This is a genomic window from Streptomyces coryli (assembly GCF_011044975.1).
Taxonomy (GTDB): domain Bacteria; phylum Actinomycetota; class Actinomycetes; order Streptomycetales; family Streptomycetaceae; genus Streptomyces; species Streptomyces coryli.
This window is the reverse complement of sequence record NZ_JAAKZV010000084.1, coordinates 1-13,394: the sequence shown is the minus strand read 5'-3', so window position 1 is coordinate 13,394 and position 13,394 is coordinate 1. Positions and strand designations below refer to the sequence as shown.

The following is a 13,394-nucleotide window of genomic DNA, read 5'->3' as shown; positions in this document are numbered from 1 at the left end:
CGGCGAGCGAGTCGTCCAGCAGCCGCTCGGCGACCAGGGCCTCTTCGACGACCTTGGTCCCGGCGTACGAGACCGGCGTGCCCTCCTGCCCCGGGTCGCTCTTCGCCGCCTTGATCAGCTTCGAGAGCGACACCTGCGGCTTGGGGTCGGGGTCCGGGTCGGTGCCGCCGGAGCCGCCGCCCGCCCAGGTGCGCAGCGCTGCCTTGTCGTCGAAGTTGCCGATGTTCGTGTCGATCGGCGACGACGTGTACTGGTGGAACTTCCACTTCGCCTCGATGCCCGGCTGCCCCGGCCGGCCGTTGTAGTGCGCGATCCACAGGCCGTCGCCCGCGTACGACGTGGTGTCCCGGTTCTTCCAGAAGTTCACGTTGCAGTAGAGGATCACGCGGTGGTCGGGCCGCAGCTGCTTCACCTCGCGCAGAAAGGCGTCCTTCTCGGCGCCGGTCGCGGCGGTGCCGGAGGTGGTGCTCTCCCAGTCGCAGGCGAGAATGTCGCCCTTTTCGGACGCGCACTCGCGCACGAAATACGCGGCCTGCGCCTTGATATTCCCCGGCCACAAGAAGTGGTAGAACCCGGTCACCAGTTCATGCTCGCGCGCGTGCCTGGCCTGTGCCTCCTGCTTCGGATTGATGTACGACCGCCCTTCGGTCGCCTTGATGATCGCGAACGACATGCCCGCGGTCGTAAAACTGCTGGACTGATGCCCACTGACGTCAACACCCTTGATGGCCATGCGCGTCCCCCTTCTGGCCAGGTCCCTGCCCTAGCTACGTGCCCCGTCCCACGCCCGGCAAATGCACCGGACTGTGTGAATGTTTTACGGGCATCTGTTCGGGGCGGACTTTCCAGCCATCGCCGTCATGGTCTCCTCCACGACCACGCGGTCGCCGGCGGCGTAGAAGCCGCGGAAGGTGACGCGGACGTCGCTCACCATGTGGGCGGAGCCCGCCAGCGCGACGGTTGGCGGCGGTGGGATATTGCGTGCGAGCGGGGACAGGTGTGGTGTGGAATCGCGGGATGGCGATCGCGATGGGCAGACCTGGGGTCGAGCGGCTCGGTGACGTGGTGCGGCTGCTGGGGGAGTGGCAAGTCGACGGCGGGCCGGTGCAGTTGCATCCCGGGGATGTGGGGTGGTTCTGCCGGTACGGGGCGGAGCGGGCGGCGGCGGCGCTGCGGACCTGGAGCCGGGCGGGGGAGGTGCTGGCGGTCGGGCTGCTGGACGGGCCGGACGTATTGCGGATGGGGATCGCGCCTGAGGCGGTGCGGGACGAGGAGCTGGCGCGGCAGGTCGTGGCGGACGTAACGGCACCTGAGCGCGGGGTGCTGGGGGAGGGCAAGGTCTACTTCGAAGCGCGGGCGGGGGTGGTGCTCGTCCGGGACCTGCTGGCCAGGGAAGGCTGGGACCGGGACGAGCCGTGGGCCCCGCTGCGGCGCGACCTCGGCACGCCGGTGCCGGACCCCGGCGTACGCGTCGAGGTGGCCGGGCCGGAGCAGGCGCACGAGTGGGCCGGGGTGGTACGGGCGGCGTTCGACGGCTCCACCTTCAGCGAGGAGCGCTGGCACGCGATGGCGTCCGCCGCACCGTACGCGGATGCGCGCTGCCTGCTCGCCCGTAACGAGCAAGGCGCCGCGGTGGCCGCCGCGGCGGTCTGGTCGGCGGGCCCGGGCAGACCCGGCCTGATCGAGCCGCTGGGCGTACACGCGGCCCACCGCCGCCACGGCTTCGGCCGCGCCATCACGCTCGCCGCGGCCCGCACCCTGCAGGAGCTGGGCTCGTCCAGCGTCGACGTCTGCACCCCGAGCTCCAATACGAGCGCCGTCACCACCTATCGCTCGGCCGGCTTTACGCAACTCCCGGAGGGCGGCGACCTGTGCCGCAACTGAAAGCGCCCCCTTGCCCCGGGAACCGGGGGAGGGGGCGCGTCGGGGTTTTCTACTGCGGCGCGGAGGTCGCGGTCTCGATCACCTCGTAGGGGCCGAACACGCCTTCTTCAACATTCTTGACTACCTGCCACTCCTCAACCTCATTGGAGACCTCGGAAACGTGGCCGACCTCGTAGCCACGCTCCTCCGTGTCCTGCGCCAGGGCGGAGGCCGCGAGAGTGAGCGGAAGAGTGGCGAGTGCCGCAACGCCAAGAGTGAACTTGATCTTTTGATTCATGCCCAGCTCAACGAGGCAGCGACCAAGGGGAATTGGACCTCCGGCCCGCACTCGCCCATTAGAAGGCATGGGTAACCCGGTTGGCGCAGTGCACGACGCGGGCCCTTGACCCGACGACCTCAGATAACGCCGACGGCCTGCAGTGCAGCCTGCTGCGCCGCGGTGATGTCCGTCGGCCAGTAGACATACGTGACGCCGCCCGGGCCCGACACCGTTTCGCCCGCGGCGTTCTTGCGCTTGGTGCGGAGCCAGATGGTTTCGAACTGGGCGCGGTTGTAGATGTGGCGGACCGACGGGTTGTCCTGGCTGGCGGGGTCGTTGGCGATGACGTTGCCGTCTGCCGTGAAGCCGATGACCGTCATGATGTGGCCCGCTGTGCCGTAGCCCGCGCCGGTGAGTTCGTTCTCCAGGAAGGACATCGAGACGATGGGCGGGAGGCCGGCGGCCACCAGCGTTTCGATGTCGTTGAGGGTGGCTAGGCGGGTGATCGCGCCGTTCATTCCCGTGTATGTGGACGCGTAGGCGGCGTTGAAGGGCCAGTTGCCGCAGCCCTCGTACTGGTAGTCGTAGACGTAGCGGGCGGCGTGGCAGACCTGGGGGTCGGCGTAGTCCGGGTTGACCCAGGCGAGGTCCTCCGGGGTGGGCTTGCGGTCCCAGAATTCGAGGATCATCGTCGAGGAGGTGGGGGAGCACCAGGCCTCGCCGCCGCCGTCGTATTCGGGGTACTGGCCGGCGTGGATCTCCTGGGAGTAGCGGGGGACTGCCAGCTCCTTCCCCGCCGCGACGCCCGGCTGCGAGGCCGGGACCGTGAAGCGGTCGGGGATGGCGGAGCCCATCACGCCCGCGCGCCAGACGGTCGGGGTCGCGGTCGTGCCGGGGGTGCGGCACAGGGTCAGGCGGAGCTGCGCCGTCGTCAGGCGTAGGCCGCTCGACGGGTCAGAAATCGCGAAGGTGTCCGTGGAGATCGCGGACTTGTCGTCGGACTGGCCGTCCACCGAGGTGCGGCGGATGTCGGCGGCCGTGTCGCCCGCCGACCAGCGCGCCATGACGTACCACGGGGTTTTCGTGCCGTCGGAGTAGCTGCCCTGGAGCTCGACCTGGACCCAGGTGCCGGCGGGGGTGTCGGCATTCCAGGAGGCGATGGCCTCGGTGGCCGGGGTGGCGAGGGTGTGGGCGGGGGCGGTCCAGGTGGCGTACTCCCAGGTGGTGGCCGCCCGGGTGGACTTCTTCGCGTGCGGGTCCTTGTACTCCAGCGTGCCCGTCGGCTTGTCGATCGCGATCCCGGGGCGGGTGCCCGTCAGCACCTTCGTGCCGTCGGCCGTGCCGCCCGCCCAGTGCTCGGCCGTGTGCCAGCCGCGGAAGTCGATCGGCGCGGCGGCCGCCGTCGCCCCGCGGGGGCGCGCGGTGACCGAGGCCGAGGCGGATGAGGAGAAGGCGGAGCCGGCGGCGGCGGCGACCGCGGCGGCGAGGACGGTTCTGCGCGTGGGGGTCACGGACATGGTGGGGGCCTCCGTGGCGGTCAGGTGCACGACAGTGCACGACTATGCCTGGCGGTGGCCCGGATTAACCAGCGGTTCGCGGCGCGTCGCCGAAACCGATATTGGGCGCGCCAATGAAGGCGGCCCGGCTGCGGGTTCCCGGAGCCCGCACGCGGGTACCCGGGAGCGGCACCCGAGGCATGAGAGGCAACGATGGAGTGGTGGAGGTCCGCCGCGTGTGTCGGCGTCGACCCGGAACTGTTCTTCCCGGTCGGCCCGACGGGACCCGGCGCCGAGCAGTACGTGCGGGCCAAGCAGGTCTGCGCCAGGTGCCCGGTGAGCGAGGAGTGCCTGGAATGGGCGCTGACCACGGGCACCGAGGCCGGCGTGTGGGGCGGGCTGGCGGAGGATGAGCGGCGGCGGCTGCAGCGCCGGCGGCGCAGGGCCGACCGGCGGGAGCGCGGCGCCTCTCAGATCTCCAGCCGGGAGCGCGGCTCCGCTCAGAGCACCGTCTCCAGCGTCGCCAGCAGCTCCTCCCACGAGCCGGTGAACTTCGCGACGCCCTCCTCCTCGAGCACCCGCACCACGTCGTCGTAGGAGACCCCGACCACCTCGAGCTTGTCGAGCACGGCGCGGGCCTCGTCGTACGTGCCGTGCACCGCGTCCTGCCGGATCTCCCCGTGCTCTGCGACCGCCTCGAGCGTCGTCTCCGGCATCGTCGACACGACGCCCGGCGCGACGAGCTCGTCCACGTACCGGGTGTCGGCGTACTGCGGGTCCTTCACCCCGGTCGACGCCCACAGCGGCCGCTGGGTGTGCGCCCCTGCTGCTGCCAGCGCCTGCCACCGCGGGTCGGTGAGCGAGCGCTCGAAGCGCTGGTACGCCAGCCGGGCGTTGGCGATCGCCGCCTGCCCGAGCAGCGCCCGCGCCTGCGGGGAGCCGGTCTTGTCGAGCCTGCGGTCCACCTCCGCGTCGACCCGGCTGACGAAGAACGACGCCACCGAGGCGATCGAGGACAGGTCGCGGCCCGCGTCCCTGGCCCGCTCCAGGCCGTCGAAGAACGCCGAGATGACCTCGTCGTAGCGGCTGAGGGAGAAAATCAGCGTGACATTGACGCTGATCCCCTCCGCCAGCGCCGCGCTGATCGCGGGCAGACCCTCGGCGGTCGCCGGGATCTTCACGAACATGTTCGGCCGGTCCACCAGCCACCACAGCGACTTCGCCTCGGCGATCGTCGCGTCGGTGTCGCGCGCCAGCCGCGGGTCGACCTCGAGGGAGACCCGGCCGTCGACGCCGTTCGTCGACTCGTAGACCGGGCGCAGCACATCGCAGGCCCAGCGCACGTCGTACGCCGTCACCAGCCGCGCCGCCTCCTCCGCGCCGATCCGCCGGGAGGCGAGCTCGCGCAGCTGCTCGTCGTAGCGCGAACCGTCGCCGATCGCCTTGGCGAAGATGGTGGGGTTGGAGGTCACGCCGACCAGCCGCTTGTCGCGTACGAGCGCGTCCAGGCCGCCGCTCTGCAGCCGCTCGCGGCTGAGGTCGTCGAGCCAGATCGCCACGCCGGCGTCGGAAAGCCGGTCAAGTCGCTCAGTCATCATCCACCCTTGCTTGCTTTGGTGCTTGCTTTGGTACGTACAGCGCCCACGGCAGCGGCCACCGCGACGGCCGAGCCCCCGGCGGCGAGGGCGGCGCGGTGCCGGGTGGCCCAGAGCTGCGGGCTGCTGTCCCGCGCGTCGTCGAACGGCCCGTGCGCGCCGTGGTCCGCGCCCCGGGCGCCGTCCGCGGGCTGCCAGAGATTCGCCGGCACCTCGGGCGGCGCCGGCTCGTCGCGCTGCTGGGAGTCGAAGCCGGTACGGGCCAGGTAGCGGTCGAGGAACCCGGGCGCGACGGCGTTCAGCAGCAGCGTCGCCACCGTCGCGCCGCCCGCCCAGTACTCCCGCCGCCCCGGGTGGTCGGCGGCCTGCAGCAGCGCGCGGGCGGCCAGCTCCGGCTCGTAGACGGGCGGCACCGGGCGCGGGCGGCGCGGCAGCCGGCTCAGCACCCACTCGAACTGCGGGGTGTTGAGCGCCGGCAGCTGCACCATCGTGGTGCGCACGCCGCTGCGGCGGGCCAGCAGCTCGCAGCGCAGCGACTCGTTGAAGCCCTGGATGGCGTGCTTGGCGCCGCAGTACGCGGACTGCAGCGGCACGCCGCGGTAGGCGAGGGCCGAGCCGGCCTGCACGATCGTGCCGCGGTCGCGGGGGAGCATGTGCCGCAGGGCGGCGCGGGTGCCGTTCACGAATCCGAGATAGGTGACCTCGGTGACCCGGCGGAACTCCGCCGGGGTGATCGCGGTGAACGGCGCGAAGACGGTGGCGAAGGCGTTGTTCACCCACACGTCGGGGGTGCCCAGCTCATCGGCGATCCGGTCGGCGGCCTCGTCGACCGCGGCCGCGTCGGCGACGTCCACCGGCAGCGCGAAGGCCGAACCGCCGGCCCGTACCACCTCGTCCGCCGCGGCGGCCAGGCCGGTACGGCCGCGGGCCAGCAGCGCCACCCGGTCGCCGCGGGCCGCGAAGGCGCGCGCCGCGGCGCGGCCGACGCCGCCGCTGGCGCCGGTGACGACGACGGTGCGGGGGCCGGAATTCCGGCGGGAACGGAACATGGGTGCCGGGTACCCCGCGGCCGGCTGGTGAATAGGCTTCACAGCCCGAGCGGGCCCAGGTCGAGGGACAGGTCCTCGCGCCGCAGGCCGAGCCGTTCGCAGAGCTCGTCCATGCGGTCGTCCAGGCGCATCAGCGTCAGGCCGACCTGTTCCTCCTGGGCCTCGCTCAGGTCGCCGTACTCGACCCGGCGCAGCGCCTGCCGCTCCATCAGCTGCCGGAGCAGCTCCACGACGGTCAGGACGAGTGCGGCCAGGTCGCGCTCAGCGGTCTCCGGATCGCAGTTCAGCCGGGCCGCGGCCGAGCTCTTCGGGGCCGGGGCCGAGCCGGGACGGGTCGTCATCCTCTGCTTCCTCCAGTGCTGTTACGGACGTGAGCAGCGCCCGCAGGTCGATCACCACGAGATCGACGTCGGCGATGCTCAGCGTCAGATCGCCGGCGACCACGGCGCCGCCGGCGAGGAGCCGGTCGAGCAGGTCGACCAGCGCGATTTCCCGTGCCGGCATCAGGCATCCGCGAAGGAATACGGCGGCCAGGGGCCGGTGATCTCCACCCGCAGGCCGGGGGCGGAGTCCGCGAGGCCGCGGAGCTCCGCGTCGAAGGCCTTGTCGTCGGCGGGCACCAGATACGCGGCGTTGAAGACGTTGCGGCCGGGCCCGGCCGCCAGCTGCTGGTCCTGCGGACGCAGCACCCGCTGCGCCTCCGAGCGGTGCCGCAGCGTCTCGTGCAGCCGCTCGGAGAAGGCCCGGGACCGGGTCTTGGCGTCGTCGCGGGTCTGGCGCTGCGCCAGCCGGGCGCGCAGGTAGGAGCGGCCGTCGGCGGGCTCGGCGGCGGTCGTGTCCTTCCGGGCCGCCGCTTCCTCCTCCTCGTCCAGATACACCTTCACGCCCCACTCGAGGCGGCCGTCGAGCCGGTCGAGGGCGCGGGTGAACTCGGCCGCGGAGGTGTGCAGCATGCGGCGCACGCCCTCCTCGTCCCGGTAGACGGTGGCCAGCCGCAGCGGCAGCGCGCAGCCGGCCGCGAACGCCGCGTCCACGACGCCCTGATGGGCCCGCGCGGTGGCCTCCAGCCAGCGGAAGTCCTCCAGGTGCGCGTGCAGCGCGGCCCCCTCGAAGTCCTCCTCGGGGACCTGGCTCACCACGGCGGCGAGGGCGCCGTCGCTCACCGCGCGCACCTCGCCGCCGACAATGCCGGGGACGTCCTTCGGCGGTGGGGTGTCCGCGCGGGTGACGGCGTACACGTACCAGAGCTCAGTCATCGCGGCGCACCTCCTCGGGTTCGTTCTCGTACTGCTCCAGCTGCAGCTTCAACCGCCGGTTCTCCGCCGCCATTTCGCGGCGGCGGGCGCCGGAGGAAAGCGCGGGGTCGTCCTCCCACCAGTCGATGCCCATTTCCTTCGCCTTGTCGATGGAGGCGACGATCAGGCGGAGTTTGATGGTGAGGAGTTCGATGTCGAGCAGGTTCACCTGGATGTCGCCGGCGATGACGACGCCCTTGTCCAGGACCCGCTCCAGAATGTCGGCGAGATTGGAGCCGGAGCCGCTGCTGGGGTACGGCTCCGGCAGCCTGCTGGCGGAAGTCATCGGCGAGCCGTTTCGTAGGCGTCTTCGTCTTCTTCTTCGTAGGCCTCTTCTTCTGCGTCCTCGTCTTCCGGTACGTCCTCGTCCTCGTACTCGTCTTCCGTTTCGTCCTCGGCTTCCTCGGCTTCCTCCTCGGGAAGCTCTTCCTCTTCCTCGCCCTCGGCGTACTCGTCCTCGGCGAGGTCGTCCTCTTCGTCCTCGGGGCGCTCTTCCTCCGCCACCGCGTCCTCGTGCGTACGCACCACCTCGCCGTCGCGGATCTCGCCGCGCCAGCCGTCCTCGGCTTCGCCGAGCAGGGAGATGTGGCGGGCGAAGTTCTTCAGGTCGAGGCGGGCGCGGCGGCCCTGGGCGCGCCAGATGTTGCCGGTCTTCTCGAAGAGCCCCTTGGGGTAGTACTCCATGACCAGCGCGATCCGGGTCAGGTTCTCGCCCAGCGAGTGGAAGGTGACCACGCCCTTGGTGGTGCCCTTCGCGCCCTCGCTGGTCCAGGTGATCCGCTGGTCGGGGATCTGCTCGGTGGTGTGCGCCTTCCAGCTGCGGTTGGACCAGAACACCTTCATCTTCCAGTCCGACTGGGTGTCGTCGGCGACGGTGACGCTCTTGACGCCCTTGGCGAAGGTGGAGAAGTCCTGGAACTTGGTCCACTGGTCGTAGGCCACCCGGACCGGCACGCCCACATCGATCTGCTCGAGGATGACGATCGGCTTCTGCCCGCCGCCGCCCTTCTTGCGCTTGCCGCCGCCGAGGTTCGAAAAGACGCCCTTGACCTTGTCCTTCACGGTGTCCTTCAGGTGCCCGGCGCCGGCTTCGAAAGCGGCCCGGGACGGCGTCTTGCCCTCGGCCAGCTTCTTGCCGCTCTCCAGGGCCAGCTTGGTCAGGCCGGGGCTGTTGCCCTCGGCGATGTCGTTGAGCCGCACCGTGGTCCGGCCGAGTCTGCGGCCGGTTTCCAGCGCCAGCCGGGTCAGCTGCGCGGCGAGGTAGGCCTGCAGTTCCGCGGCGAGCCGTTCGGTGGCGGGATTGTTGGTCACGGACTCCCGGAGGCCGCCGGCGGCCTTCGACGCGGTGCCGGTGGCCTTCGAGGCGGTGCCGGTCGCCGCCTTCGTCGCGGTGTCAGCCACGGCCGCCGCCTCCCTTCGTCTCGGACGCCGACCGCTTGCGCGCGGCCGGCTTCTTCGCCGGAGCCTTCTTCGCCGGAGCCTTGCCGCCGGACTTCTTCGACGCGGGCTTCGCGGCGGAGGTGGCCTTCTTGGCCGTGCCGGTGGCCTTACGGGCCGTGGACGAGGTCTTCCTGTCGGCCTGCTGACGCTCCGGCCGCTCGGATCGCTCCTCGCCCTCCGTCTCGTTGTCCTCCGGGCCCCGGTCCGACTCGTCGTCCTTGCCCGGCACCACGCCCGCGACCTGGTCCTGCACCGCGGTGGTCCGCTCGTGCAGCCGGTCGGCGAGGCCGCTGATCTGCCGGTTGACCATGGCGCCCGTGGCCGCCTTGCCGACGCCCCGCAGGTCCTGGCTCAGCTGGCTGCCGATCTCCTTGAACTGCGGGTTGTTCTTGAGCTGTTCGCGGGCCACGCCGGCCAGCTGCTGCGGGTTCAGCGGCAGCTTCTTGCCCATCACGACGCCGGCGACTCCGATGGCGAGCTTGGCCTTCTTCGTACGGCCGAGCAGATACCCGGCCGCGACCGCGAGGCCTAGACCGATTCTGTTGTTCATGAGATCACTCCCCGGGCCTGTCCCTCTCTCAGGCGGGCCAGCAGTTCGCCCTCCCGCCGTTCGAATTCCTCCTCGTCGATCTCGTCGGCCAGCAGCCGCCGCTCCAGGTCCGCGAGTTCCCGCTGAATGGCGGCGGGGTTGTAGAACTCCCGCTCGGCGTGCGACGCCACCTGGCGCAGCACCCACAGCGGTCCGCGGACCGGGGCGGCGGGCAGCTTCAGCAGCTCACTGAGCAGGCCCATCCGCGGGTCCCCTCTCGACGAAGCTGTACGGCGGCAGCGGCCCGTAGGCCTGCACCTCCAGCTGGGGGTGCTCCTCGCCGAGCCGGCGCACCGCCGCGACGAAGCGGTCGGCGTCGTCGCGGTCGACCAGGAACGAGACGTTCGACAGCCAGCCCTGGCCGGCCGGGCCCGAGCTGGCCTCCGCGGCCGCCGGGGCGAGTTCCTCGGCCACCAGCGGTGCGTCGCGTTCCTCGCGCTGCCGTACCGCACCGGCCACCATCTCGCCGAGCTTCAGGCGCTGTTCGTACGTGCCGCCGCCGGACTCCCGGGCCGCCTTGGTGAACTCGCGCAGCTCCGGATCGCTGTCCATCACCTCGCGGAGGACGGCCTCTTCGTTGTGCACGGCCTTGACGTTGTACTCGATCTTGCCCTCCAGCTCGCGGAGCCGCTCGAGGTAGTGCCCGGTGCGCTCGGCCAGTACCCCGCGCACGGCGTCGTCGTCCGGCGACAGGCTGCCGAAGCGCAGCGGGAGCACGGTGCCGTGCTCGGCGGCGAGGGTCAGCACGTGCTGGTGCGCCAGCAGGTCGCGGCGCTGCGGGGAGAGTTCCTCGGGGGCGTCGCTGACCACGGCGGCCAGCTCGCCCTCGGTGAGGGTCCTTACCGGCTGCGGCGGGTCGCCGATGCCGTCGGTCTCCTTGGGCAGCTCCGGCTGCTCGGCGCGCACAATCCCGTACACGTAGGTGCTCACTCGTCCGACTCCTTCGACCTGCTGCGGGACTGGCTGCTGCTGCGGCGGCGCGGGCGCTCCTCGTTCTCCTTCTCGCCCTCCTCGCGGCCGCGGGTGAGGGCGTCGGAGACGGTCTCGGCGGCGCCGGAGAGCGCGCCCTTGGACTTGCCGCGGGCGCCGGACTCGGTCACCTGGCCGACGACCTCGGGGAGACCGGGGCTCTTGTTCGGGCCCGACTCCAGGTCGAGACGGCCGACGGCCTCGGCGAAGCGCAGATATGTGTCGACGCTGGCCACCACGACCCGTACGTCGATCTTGATCAGTTCAATGCCCACCAGCGAGACCCGTACGAACGCGTCGATCACCAGGCCCCGGTCGAGGACCAGCTCCAGCACGTCGTAGAGACTGCTGCTGCTGCCGCCTCCTGAACTCTGTGCTTGCGGCGGCGGAACTACGGTCATGGGTAGGTGCCTTCCTCGGATCGGTGTTCCGGTCTTGCTTTCAGCGCGGGTCCGCGCGGCCGCGCTCGTAGCGCTGCACGCGGTGGTAGCCGCGCAGCTGTCCGTCGGGGCCGAGCGTGACCTCGTACGAGCCCATCAGGCTCGTGGTGTCCGGGATCTTCGCGACCTCGCAGACCTCGATGCGCAGCTTCCAGCCGTCGTCGCCGTTCTCCTCGAAAGAAGAGACGGCTTCGGCCTGCAGGCCGGTGAGTTCAGCGAACTCCTCCCGGCCGCGGCGCAGCGCGGTCGTCACGTTTGGTTTGTCTGCCATGGCAACCTCGTTACGCCGAGTAGCCCTCGGGCCGTGGGTCAAACCCCGGCGGGGGCTATTCGTAGGGGACTCTGGCCAGTTCGGGGGACGCCGTGTCCAGGGGTACCGACCAGGAACGGACCATGCCGAGCTGGACGGCCTGCCGGGGGAGGACCGCGTCGAGAAACCAGTCCGCGGCCACCCGCACGCGGTTGCCCGGCATCGCCAGCAGGTGGTAACCGCGGGTGACCGCGCCGGCGACGGGGCCGGAGAGCGGCACGTGCCACGGATTGGCGGCGGCCTTGATGCCGCCGAGGTCGACGGCGAAGCCCTTGTCGTGGTGCTCGTACGGCGCCCGTTCGCCCCGCCCGTAGGACGCGATGATGTTGCGGCCCGCGGCCTTGCCCTGCCGCCAGGCGTGCTGCGCGGTCATCGGCGTGTACTGGCCCGGGCGGGTGCGGTCCGGCACCGCGGCGGCGTCGCCGCAGGCGAACACCTCCGGGTGGCCGGGCACGTTGAGGTACTCGTCGACGACGAGCCGCCCCTTCTCGGTCGGCAGCCCGACCTCTTCCACGAGGGGGTCGGGGCGCACGCCCACGCACCAGATCAGGCTGCGGCTGGCGACGAACTCGCCGTCGTCGAGCAGCACTCCGTCCTGCGTGGCCTCCTTGACCGACGTGCCGGTGCGGATGTCCACGCCGCGGCCGCGCAGCACGCGCTCGGCCGTACGGGAGAGCCGCTCGTCCATCTCCGGCATCACCCGCGGCGCGATGTCCAGCAGCAGCCACCTCGGCGGCGGCGCGGATCGCAGTACGGGGTTGTGCCTGGCCATGGAGCGGGTCAGCAGCTGGCCGTGGGCGGCGACCTCGGTGCCGGTGTAGCCGGCGCCGACCACCACGAAGGTGGCGCGGGCCGCCCGTTCGTCCGGGTCCTCGGTCTCCGCCGCGAGCTCCAGCTGCCGGATCATGTGGTCGCGCAGATAGAGCGCTTCCGGCAGGCCGCGGAAGCCCTTGGCGTGCTGGGTGACGCCCGGGATGGGCAGCAGCCGGTTGACGCTGCCGACGCTCAGGACGAGCCGGTCGTAGCGCAGCTCGCCCTTGCGGCCCTCGGCGTCCACGTAGTGCACGTGCCGCGTGTCCAGGTCCACGCCGCTCGCCTCGCCCAGGACCAGGCGGACGCCCGGCAGTGAGCGGGTGAGCGAGACGGTGACCCGGCGCGGCTCCAGGATGCCGGCGGCGACCTGGGGGAGCAGCGGGAGATAGAGGAAGTAGTCGGTGGGGTTCAGGAGGACGACCTCCACATGCCGCGGCGCTCTGCGCGCCAGCGTGCGGGCCGTCTGATATCCGGCGAACCCGGCACCGACCACGACCACGCGCGAGCGGCTCATATAAAGAGCCCGCCCGGCCGGCTGCCCGCGAGCATGATGATCGCGAGCACGGTGACGATGATGCCCAGCGTGAGAGCGATGATCACCGGGATCGGCTGGCGGCCGAAGCCGCGGCCGTTCATGGCCAGCCAGCCGCAGAGGATCGCGACCGGGCCGAACACGATCGGCAAGGCGACGAGACCGACGATCCCGCAGATCGCACCGACGATGCCCAGCGTCGCCCGGTCGCTTGCGCGGCGCGGGCCTGCGGGGGCGCGGTAGGTGCGGTGGGTTCGGTTCGGATGAGTTAGTCGAGCCATCTTCAGGTCCTCAGCCCTCAGTCGTAGTAGCGGTGGTGCTCTTCCTCGACGACCGGGGCGGCGGGGGGCGGCGCTTGCAGGCGCCGGCGCTTGAAGATGCTCACGTACGCGCAGATGCCGATGATGCCCACGGCCATCATGATCAGGCCGACGATGTCGAGGTTGACTCCTTTCACCTGCCAGTCGACGGCGAGCGCAAGGATCGCGCCGATGGCGAGCATGAAAATGCTGGCGCCCATGCCCATGGGTTGTTGCCTCCCCTGTGTCTTGCGGGCTTTCCGGGCCGGTGCCCGAGTACCCCCGGGGTGGGTCGGCATACCAGGCGGTTGCTGGGTACCCGGGGGCTATGCGATGGCACCTACCTGCGGCCGGGGCTGCTCTTGGGCTGCTCTATGCGGTTTTCGTGAGCGTTCTCGTGGTGGGGGAGGTGCCGGTGGGGGTG

At 71.3% G+C, this 13,394-nt stretch carries 18 protein-coding genes and 2 pseudogenes; 2 read left to right on the top strand and 18 right to left on the bottom strand.

All coding sequences use genetic code 11. The annotated features are described in order from the left end of the window. Window positions 1-181: 181 nt before the first annotated feature. Window positions 182-733: pseudogene (locus G5C51_RS19760) on the bottom strand (glycoside hydrolase family 25 protein); the annotation flags it as partial. 284 nt (window positions 734-1,017) lie between these two features. Here G5C51_RS19760 and G5C51_RS19755 point away from each other — a divergent pair. After that, the gene (locus G5C51_RS19755; RefSeq protein ID WP_165239198.1) at window positions 1,018-1,884 is read left to right on the top strand and encodes a GNAT family N-acetyltransferase; all 867 of its coding nucleotides are present in this window, start codon (window positions 1,018-1,020) and stop codon (window positions 1,882-1,884) included. A 49-nt stretch (window positions 1,885-1,933) separates the two neighbouring features. Here the strand turns inward: G5C51_RS19755 and G5C51_RS19750 are convergent, their stop codons facing one another. Together G5C51_RS19750 and G5C51_RS19745 are read right to left on the bottom strand one after the other, a co-directional pair. Next, on the bottom strand, window positions 1,934-2,161 hold the full coding sequence (locus tag G5C51_RS19750) for a hypothetical protein (RefSeq protein ID WP_165239196.1): 228 nt from the start codon (window positions 2,159-2,161) through the stop codon (window positions 1,934-1,936). 119 nt (window positions 2,162-2,280) lie between these two features. Beyond that, the gene (locus G5C51_RS19745) at window positions 2,281-3,660 is read right to left on the bottom strand and encodes a peptidase C39 family protein (RefSeq protein WP_165239194.1); all 1,380 of its coding nucleotides are present in this window, start codon (window positions 3,658-3,660) and stop codon (window positions 2,281-2,283) included. 192 nt (window positions 3,661-3,852) lie between these two features. Here G5C51_RS19745 and G5C51_RS43115 point away from each other — a divergent pair. Continuing rightward, a pseudogene (locus tag G5C51_RS43115) lies at window positions 3,853-4,107 on the top strand (WhiB family transcriptional regulator); the annotation flags it as partial. Between the two features lie 32 nt (window positions 4,108-4,139). Here G5C51_RS43115 and tal read toward each other — a convergent pair. From tal to G5C51_RS19665, 15 genes are read right to left on the bottom strand one after another with little or no spacing between them, the layout of a single operon-like run. Next, window positions 4,140-5,234, bottom strand: coding sequence for a transaldolase (gene tal, locus G5C51_RS19735; RefSeq protein ID WP_165239190.1), 1,095 nt, complete (start codon window positions 5,232-5,234; stop codon window positions 4,140-4,142). Further along, window positions 5,234-6,283 carry an SDR family oxidoreductase gene (locus G5C51_RS19730; protein ID WP_165239188.1) on the bottom strand — a complete coding sequence of 350 codons (1,050 nt, stop codon included), beginning with the start codon at window positions 6,281-6,283 and terminating at the stop codon, window positions 5,234-5,236. The genes tal and G5C51_RS19730 overlap by 1 nt, the downstream gene beginning before the upstream one ends. Window positions 6,284-6,321: 38 nt before the next feature. Next, window positions 6,322-6,624, bottom strand: coding sequence for a gas vesicle protein K (locus tag G5C51_RS19725; protein WP_165239187.1), 303 nt, complete (start codon window positions 6,622-6,624; stop codon window positions 6,322-6,324). Then, window positions 6,545-6,787, bottom strand: a complete 243-nt coding sequence (locus tag G5C51_RS19720; protein WP_165239186.1) for a gas vesicle protein — start codon at window positions 6,785-6,787, stop codon at window positions 6,545-6,547. The genes G5C51_RS19725 and G5C51_RS19720 overlap by 80 nt, the downstream gene beginning before the upstream one ends. Next, window positions 6,787-7,539, bottom strand: a complete 753-nt coding sequence (locus G5C51_RS19715) for a GvpL/GvpF family gas vesicle protein (protein ID WP_165239185.1) — start codon at window positions 7,537-7,539, stop codon at window positions 6,787-6,789. Before G5C51_RS19715 ends, G5C51_RS19720 begins: the two co-directional genes overlap by 1 nt. Then, window positions 7,532-7,864: a gas vesicle protein gene (locus G5C51_RS19710; protein ID WP_165239184.1), complete on the bottom strand. Its 333-nt coding sequence runs from the start codon at window positions 7,862-7,864 to the stop codon at window positions 7,532-7,534. The genes G5C51_RS19715 and G5C51_RS19710 overlap by 8 nt, the downstream gene beginning before the upstream one ends. Next, window positions 7,861-8,979: an SRPBCC family protein gene (locus G5C51_RS19705; protein WP_420824831.1), complete on the bottom strand. Its 1,119-nt coding sequence runs from the start codon at window positions 8,977-8,979 to the stop codon at window positions 7,861-7,863. The genes G5C51_RS19710 and G5C51_RS19705 overlap by 4 nt, the downstream gene beginning before the upstream one ends. After that, complete coding sequence (locus G5C51_RS19700) at window positions 8,972-9,568, bottom strand: DNA primase (RefSeq protein WP_165239183.1); 597 nt, start codon at window positions 9,566-9,568, stop codon at window positions 8,972-8,974. The genes G5C51_RS19705 and G5C51_RS19700 overlap by 8 nt, the downstream gene beginning before the upstream one ends. Further along, the gene (locus G5C51_RS19695) at window positions 9,565-9,810 is read right to left on the bottom strand and encodes a gas vesicle protein GvpG (RefSeq protein ID WP_165239181.1); all 246 of its coding nucleotides are present in this window, start codon (window positions 9,808-9,810) and stop codon (window positions 9,565-9,567) included. Before G5C51_RS19695 ends, G5C51_RS19700 begins: the two co-directional genes overlap by 4 nt. Continuing rightward, entirely contained in the window at window positions 9,794-10,537 is a 744-nt protein-coding gene (locus G5C51_RS19690; RefSeq protein ID WP_165239179.1) for a GvpL/GvpF family gas vesicle protein, read from the bottom strand. The genes G5C51_RS19695 and G5C51_RS19690 overlap by 17 nt, the downstream gene beginning before the upstream one ends. Continuing rightward, on the bottom strand, window positions 10,534-10,977 hold the full coding sequence (gvpJ, locus tag G5C51_RS19685; protein ID WP_165239177.1) for a gas vesicle protein GvpJ: 444 nt from the start codon (window positions 10,975-10,977) through the stop codon (window positions 10,534-10,536). The genes G5C51_RS19690 and gvpJ overlap by 4 nt, the downstream gene beginning before the upstream one ends. Before the next feature lie 40 nt (window positions 10,978-11,017). After that, complete coding sequence (locus G5C51_RS19680) at window positions 11,018-11,287, bottom strand: gas vesicle protein GvpO (protein WP_165239175.1); 270 nt, start codon at window positions 11,285-11,287, stop codon at window positions 11,018-11,020. A 55-nt stretch (window positions 11,288-11,342) separates the two neighbouring features. Continuing rightward, window positions 11,343-12,653: an NAD(P)/FAD-dependent oxidoreductase gene (locus G5C51_RS19675; RefSeq protein WP_165239173.1), complete on the bottom strand. Its 1,311-nt coding sequence runs from the start codon at window positions 12,651-12,653 to the stop codon at window positions 11,343-11,345. After that, on the bottom strand, window positions 12,650-12,952 hold the full coding sequence (locus G5C51_RS19670) for a small hydrophobic protein (protein WP_165239171.1): 303 nt from the start codon (window positions 12,950-12,952) through the stop codon (window positions 12,650-12,652). The genes G5C51_RS19675 and G5C51_RS19670 overlap by 4 nt, the downstream gene beginning before the upstream one ends. A gap of 17 nt (window positions 12,953-12,969) precedes the next feature. After that, window positions 12,970-13,197 (bottom strand): DUF6458 family protein, encoded by a 228-nt coding sequence (locus G5C51_RS19665; protein WP_165239169.1) that lies wholly within the window; start codon window positions 13,195-13,197, stop codon window positions 12,970-12,972. Window positions 13,198-13,394 lie beyond the last annotated feature (197 nt).

What these genes read in the sequence shown, in the direction of transcription:
- G5C51_RS19755 (WP_165239198.1), top strand. Translation starts at nt 1,018, where the DNA reads ATGGCGATCGCGATGGGCAGACCTGGGGTCGAGCGGCTCGGTGACGTG.
- G5C51_RS19750 (WP_165239196.1), bottom strand. Translation starts at nt 2,161, where the DNA reads ATGAATCAAAAGATCAAGTTCACTCTTGGCGTTGCGGCACTCGCCACT.
- G5C51_RS19745 (WP_165239194.1), bottom strand. Translation starts at nt 3,660, where the DNA reads ATGTCCGTGACCCCCACGCGCAGAACCGTCCTCGCCGCCGCGGTCGCC.
- tal (WP_165239190.1), bottom strand. Translation starts at nt 5,234, where the DNA reads ATGACTGAGCGACTTGACCGGCTTTCCGACGCCGGCGTGGCGATCTGG.
- G5C51_RS19730 (WP_165239188.1), bottom strand. Translation starts at nt 6,283, where the DNA reads ATGTTCCGTTCCCGCCGGAATTCCGGCCCCCGCACCGTCGTCGTCACC.
- G5C51_RS19725 (WP_165239187.1), bottom strand. Translation starts at nt 6,624, where the DNA reads ATGACGACCCGTCCCGGCTCGGCCCCGGCCCCGAAGAGCTCGGCCGCG.
- G5C51_RS19720 (WP_165239186.1), bottom strand. Translation starts at nt 6,787, where the DNA reads ATGCCGGCACGGGAAATCGCGCTGGTCGACCTGCTCGACCGGCTCCTC.
- G5C51_RS19715 (WP_165239185.1), bottom strand. Translation starts at nt 7,539, where the DNA reads ATGACTGAGCTCTGGTACGTGTACGCCGTCACCCGCGCGGACACCCCA.
- G5C51_RS19710 (WP_165239184.1), bottom strand. Translation starts at nt 7,864, where the DNA reads ATGACTTCCGCCAGCAGGCTGCCGGAGCCGTACCCCAGCAGCGGCTCC.
- G5C51_RS19700 (WP_165239183.1), bottom strand. Translation starts at nt 9,568, where the DNA reads ATGAACAACAGAATCGGTCTAGGCCTCGCGGTCGCGGCCGGGTATCTG.
- G5C51_RS19695 (WP_165239181.1), bottom strand. Translation starts at nt 9,810, where the DNA reads ATGGGCCTGCTCAGTGAGCTGCTGAAGCTGCCCGCCGCCCCGGTCCGC.
- gvpJ (WP_165239177.1), bottom strand. Translation starts at nt 10,977, where the DNA reads ATGACCGTAGTTCCGCCGCCGCAAGCACAGAGTTCAGGAGGCGGCAGC.
- G5C51_RS19680 (WP_165239175.1), bottom strand. Translation starts at nt 11,287, where the DNA reads ATGGCAGACAAACCAAACGTGACGACCGCGCTGCGCCGCGGCCGGGAG.
- G5C51_RS19675 (WP_165239173.1), bottom strand. Translation starts at nt 12,653, where the DNA reads ATGAGCCGCTCGCGCGTGGTCGTGGTCGGTGCCGGGTTCGCCGGATAT.
- G5C51_RS19670 (WP_165239171.1), bottom strand. Translation starts at nt 12,952, where the DNA reads ATGGCTCGACTAACTCATCCGAACCGAACCCACCGCACCTACCGCGCC.
- G5C51_RS19665 (WP_165239169.1), bottom strand. Translation starts at nt 13,197, where the DNA reads ATGGGCATGGGCGCCAGCATTTTCATGCTCGCCATCGGCGCGATCCTT.